Annotated in this window: 4 protein-coding genes; all 4 read right to left on the bottom strand. The window is 51.6% G+C overall.

Annotation, left to right across the window (positions count from 1 at the left end):
• The coding region (locus ACEW8P_RS06470; RefSeq protein ID WP_373512283.1) for a SusC/RagA family TonB-linked outer membrane protein at positions 1-2,150 on the bottom strand (2,150 nt) is incomplete at its 3' end.
• Between the two features lie 623 nt (positions 2,151-2,773).
• Positions 2,774-3,193, bottom strand: coding sequence for a putative toxin-antitoxin system toxin component, PIN family (locus tag ACEW8P_RS06465; protein WP_373512282.1), 420 nt, complete (start codon positions 3,191-3,193; stop codon positions 2,774-2,776).
• Complete coding sequence (locus tag ACEW8P_RS06460; RefSeq protein WP_373512281.1) at positions 3,174-3,404, bottom strand: hypothetical protein; 231 nt, start codon at positions 3,402-3,404, stop codon at positions 3,174-3,176. Before ACEW8P_RS06460 ends, ACEW8P_RS06465 begins: the two co-directional genes overlap by 20 nt.
• 96 nt (positions 3,405-3,500) lie before the next feature.
• Positions 3,501-5,133 (bottom strand): transferrin receptor-like dimerization domain-containing protein (locus tag ACEW8P_RS06455; protein WP_373512280.1); only part of this gene is annotated, 1,633 nt, incomplete at its 5' end.

The following is a 5,133-nucleotide window of genomic DNA, read 5'->3' as shown; positions in this document are numbered from 1 at the left end:
CCGTTAATGTCATAAGAGGACGCGCCGATACTAGCCCCGAAAAGGCTGAACTGGTTGTTGGGATCTACGTTGTTGGAGTTACCCATCAGACCGTAGCCACCGCGAATTTTCATGTCGGTGATCCAGGGGATCGACTTCATGAAATTCTCCGACGACAGACGCCAGGCCGCCGAAATAGCCGGGAATACTCCGTAGCGGCTGTTGGCACCGAAACGCGAAGAACCATCTCGACGCACTACGCCCGTTATGATGTATTTGTCGTTGAAGATGTAGTTGGCCCGACCGAAGAGTGAGTAGAAATTCACTCCTTTGTAATAGCCGCTGCCTACGACACGACCGTTGGCATTCACCGTGTTCAGGTTCACATAGTTTGGGTCAATTGAGAAAGGACTTTGGCCGTTACCATTGATAAAACGTCCTGAACCCGTGTTGAGGGCCTCCTGACCGACGAGCAGATCGACATTATGCTTGCCAAAGCGCTTTTTGTAATTGGCCGTGTTGGTCAGCACCCAGGCAAGGTTAAACCCACCGCCTTCGCCGTAGCTAAACGCCGAGTTGTTTTCCGAATTCTCGTACTGCAAGCGGCCGTAGTTCCAACCGTAGTTGTTGCTGTATTGTCCACCCAGCGTGCTGCGCAGCGTCAAGCCGTTGATGGGATCGAATTCGACGTACACATTACCAAAACCCTGACCCTCGAAACCCCGGTTATTAGAAGCACCCTGGCGGTTGGCCACCGGATTGCGGGGATTGTTGAAGCCTTTGGCCGCCGTTCCGGCGTAGCCCCCGAATTCATCGTAAATGGGAATAATAGTGGGCATCCGATAAGCCAAGTTGATGTCATTCTCGTCGTCGGCAATACCTATACCCCCGTTGCCACCACCCTGGCCAAGTACTTGGCGGTAGGTGAATTGCAGATTCTCACCGATGCGCAGGTTTTTCAGAACATTAAACTCCGAATTGACCCGGAAGGAATAACGCTTGAAATTGTTGTTGATAAGAATACCCGCCTGATTTTGAGCACCAAAGCCCAGGTAAAAACGGCTGTTCTCGCCACCGCCGGAAAAGCCCAGTGAATGACGCATCAGCGGAGCGACACGTGTGATCGCATCGTACCAGTTGGTACCAGCCTTGTTGGCGCGAACTACCTGATAAATGCCTCCCGCTTTCGGGTCGATGTTATACTTTTCTCTTTCAGCGTCCAGATTTACAGTTCCCACGACAGCAGGCTTACCGCCTACATTGATATAGTCAGGTATCACAGGGTCGGGACCCGGTCCGAACTGCGGATGCTCGTACTTAGGTTCGGTCTTGTTCTGCAAAGCGTCGTTCCGAGCCGCGCGGAAGGTCCACTCAGCGTAGTCCTGGGGCGAAAGCGATTTGAAAGGGGTGCCTGGGTCGGTCGCGCCGAAAAGGCCATCATAAGTAATGCTCAATTTCTTGGCTCCTTTGTTGCCTTTCTTCGTAGTGTAAACGATTACTCCGTTAGCGGCCCGCGCTCCGTAAATGGAAGCAGCGGCGGCGTCTTTAAGTACCGTCGTGGACTCGATGTCGTCGGGATTCAGGAAGTTGGTGTTGCCCACGGGAACCCCGTCCACCACGTAAAGCGGCTCGTTGCCGCCGAAGGCACCAAACCCGCGTACACGGATCTGGCTAGAAGTACCTGGCTGACCGTTAGTTACTACTGTCACCCCAGCAACTCGTCCAGCCAACTGCTGCTCCACGTTACCCGAAGGTACCTGGGTCAGGTCTTTGGCTTTCACGGTGGCTACGGCACCGGCCGTTTCGCGGCGGTTATCGGTAGTGTAGCCCGTCACGATCACCTCGCTCAGTTGGCTTACGTCGTCTTCCATCGTCACGTCGATGACGCTTTTGGTGCCAACCGTCACGTCAAGGGCCTTAAAGCCAATAGCGGAGTAGGACAAAACGCTGTTCGGAGAGTTGACGCCGATGGCGTAGGCCCCATCAGAATCGGTGGTGGTACCCGTCAGGGTACCTTTCACTACGATGTTCACGCCGGGAATTCCCAGGCCTGTACCGTCTTTCACAGAACCCGTGACCCGGCGGTCCTGGGCAAATGCCGTGAGGTTCAAAATGGCTAGAATGGCAAGAATGCCTGCATTCCTGATCCAGCTTAGGTAGCTTTTTCTCATAATTGTTCTAGATGATTGATTGGATTAGGTTATTGAAAAAAGATAAACTGTTTAATGAAACATTTTCTAGGAAAAGTTAAAATGCAAAAATAAGACTATCTTCGGGTATTTTCAAAAAAATGTTAACAAAATGATAATATCAGATACGGAAAGAGGTATAATCGACACTTAAAGAGAGCTTTGCGCAAGCTATTTTGTCAGGTCGATTCTGGGATTTCTTAGAATCTGAATAGTAAATAAATTTTGTACAACGTGTTTGCTGAAGGGCAAAAGCGGTTAACGGGGAGGGGAGGGTTCTGTTTGGCATCTACGACCAATTAACCGCTATGGTTGCTTTTTATTTTTAATTAAAATAAAAATAATACAAATTTAAATGAGTACAGGCAGATCGAAAATTTTACTCTACGCAAAAAAAACCCGCTCCGGCGACATACCGGAGCGGTTTTTTTCCTTTTAATTTTATTTGTACAAATCCGTCGCCTTGTCCACCTGCGCGGCAAAGTTGGTGAGCGTTTCACTTACGCGCCGGATGCCCGCCCATTGAGGGCTTGTGCGTTTAAAACACTTGAAAGTAAGCGTGAACTGATCTTCTTATTCAGCACTTCGCCTATAACAATATCCAATCAGCTAGGCCGATAATACTCCCAATACTCTTTCGGTGTCACAATTCTCGTTTGCTTATAAAATGAAAAGGTGAAATCTGTTGTATTTCCAGTAACGATGAAATTCGCCTTACATTCATCGGCAAGTTCCAGAATCCTGTTGTCTTCCTCATCTGAGATTATGTCCAAGGTCATGGTGGGGTAGAATTTAGTTGCTCTGGTTTCTATGTCAACCAACAATGTCTCGGCTCGGATGAAGAAATCGTTAAACCGGGCAAATTTCGCTCGAGAGAGCACGTCATAGTACTCTGACATCAAGTCGGCAGATACGCATAGCTGGAACTTGTCTTCAATAAAAAGTTCATTGATTATGCGATAAGGGTAACTCCGCTGAATAAGCGACGAGACGACGACATTCGTGTCAATGACGACTTTTTGCATCGCGCCTGACAGCTTTAACTTCCTCCGTTATCTCATCCATTGTCATCTTCGACAAACCGTGCTTTTCAGCCAGTTCAACGCATTTTTCAAGATTTTGCCGGGTTAATTCCCTGCTTACCATATCAATGAAATCAGTAAATGACAGTTCGTCCTTTTTTATTCCGAATTTGTTATACTCTATATCCGAAATTGAAACTTTCAATGTTTTCATAAATTCTCTTTTTTGATTTGTGTGGGAATTCAGCAAGACTTCGAATCTCGACACCCGCAAAGATACCAAAAAACAAGCGGACAGGGTAGGCAATTTCTACTTCATCAGACCCGTCGCCTTATCCACTTGCGCGGCAAAGTTGGTGAGCGTTTCACTTACGCGCCGGATACCCGCCTCGGCTTCGGTCCAGTTGCTCTGCTCGATGGCCTCGCGAATCATGGGCAGCGTCTTCACGCCGTAGCCCGTATAAAAGCCGGGGGCGTAAATCTGATGGCGAAACCAGTCGCGGCGCGGCAGCCCCTCGGGATGCGTGAGGTACCGCTCCGATTTGTAGAGGATTTCGTTCAATTTTTTCAAGTTGCCTGCCGAAATTCTGCTCGCTTTACCGCTCGCCTGGGCGTAGTCGCTGGCACTCTTCTCCAAAGTCGCCAGGGCATTGTCCAGCGGGGCGAAGTTCAGGTAGGGTACGCTCGGCTTGGCCTCTGGCTGCGTAAAGGGTTCTTTGGGATCGGCGGCGAGTTGAAAGCGATTCTCGGCCACTAGTTTGTTGTGTTCTTCGGCTTGGGTGCGCGCGGTTTCCACGTTCTTTTTGATTTCGTCGGCATACTGTTGCACGGTGTTGGCAAAGTTTTGAAACTCGAAGGGAAGCACCGTGGCGTCGGCCAGGCGCATGACGCAGCGGCCCATTACTTCGGCCAGGGCCACGCCGTAAGAAAAGTCGGTGTCCTTAAAGCGGGTGTAGTGGTCGAAGGAGTCGTAAATCGAATGGTACTCCCCTCCTCCATCCTCGCCCCCGAAGCCGATATTCATCGACGCGATGCCCAGATGTTGAATGAAAGGGGTATAGTCGGAGCCGGAACCCAGTGCCCCGATGCGCAGGTCGCTGCGGCTGCGGGCTTCCTGCTTCGCTTTCGGGCTGCCATCAACCATCACTTTCGCCCGCAGGCGGTCAGCCACGCTGACGTTGCGCTGTGGGTCGGTGACGTCACGGGCCACCTGGTTGAGAAATTTCTCGAGCGTGTGCGAACCGCCAGCGTACAGGAAGCCACGGGCGTTGGAATCAGAGTTGAGGTAGGCCACGGCCTTGTCTTCCAACTCTTTTTGTCGTTCCTCCACCCATTCCGTCGAGCCGAGCAGACCCGGTTCCTCGGCGTCCCAGAGAGCATAGACGATCGTCCGTTTGGGTTTCCAGCCCGATTTCACCAATTCACCCAGGACGCGGGCTTCTTCCAACACGGCCACCGCGCCGCTCAGTGGGTCATTGGCACCATACACCCAACCGTCGTGGTGGTTGCCACGAATGACCCACTCGTCAGGGTAGTCGTTGCCTTTCAGGGTGGCAATGACGTTGTAAGCGGGCTGCACGTCCCAGTTGAATTCTAGTTTGAGATGCACCTTGGCGGGGCCGGGACCGACGTGGTATGTAATAGGTAGGGCGCCGCGCCACGAAGCCGGAGCCACCTCGCCGCCCAGGGCTTTGAGCAGCGGTAAGGCGTCACCGTATGAAATAGGCAGTACCGGAATTTTCATGATCGTGGGGGCATCTTTATGGTCGAGCCGCTTGGCGTCTTTAGTAGCGCCGTAGCCAGGCGTGAGCGGGTCGCCGGGATAGAGCGGCATATCCAGCACGGAACCGCGCTGCGCCCCGGTTTCGCTTTTGTAAGCGCCTTTGGGATACACATCCCCCTGAAAAAAGCCGTCTTCTTTGGGGTCGGAATAGATAATGCAG

Origin of the sequence: Persicitalea sp., assembly GCF_041751555.1 — a bacterium.
GTDB lineage: Bacteria > Bacteroidota > Bacteroidia > Cytophagales > Spirosomataceae > Persicitalea.
Note: the sequence above shows the minus strand (reverse complement) of the source record. Positions and strands in the feature narration are given on the sequence as shown.

What these genes read in the sequence shown, in the direction of transcription:
- ACEW8P_RS06465 (WP_373512282.1), bottom strand. Translation starts at nt 3,193, where the DNA reads ATGCAAAAAGTCGTCATTGACACGAATGTCGTCGTCTCGTCGCTTATT.
- ACEW8P_RS06460 (WP_373512281.1), bottom strand. Translation starts at nt 3,404, where the DNA reads ATGAAAACATTGAAAGTTTCAATTTCGGATATAGAGTATAACAAATTC.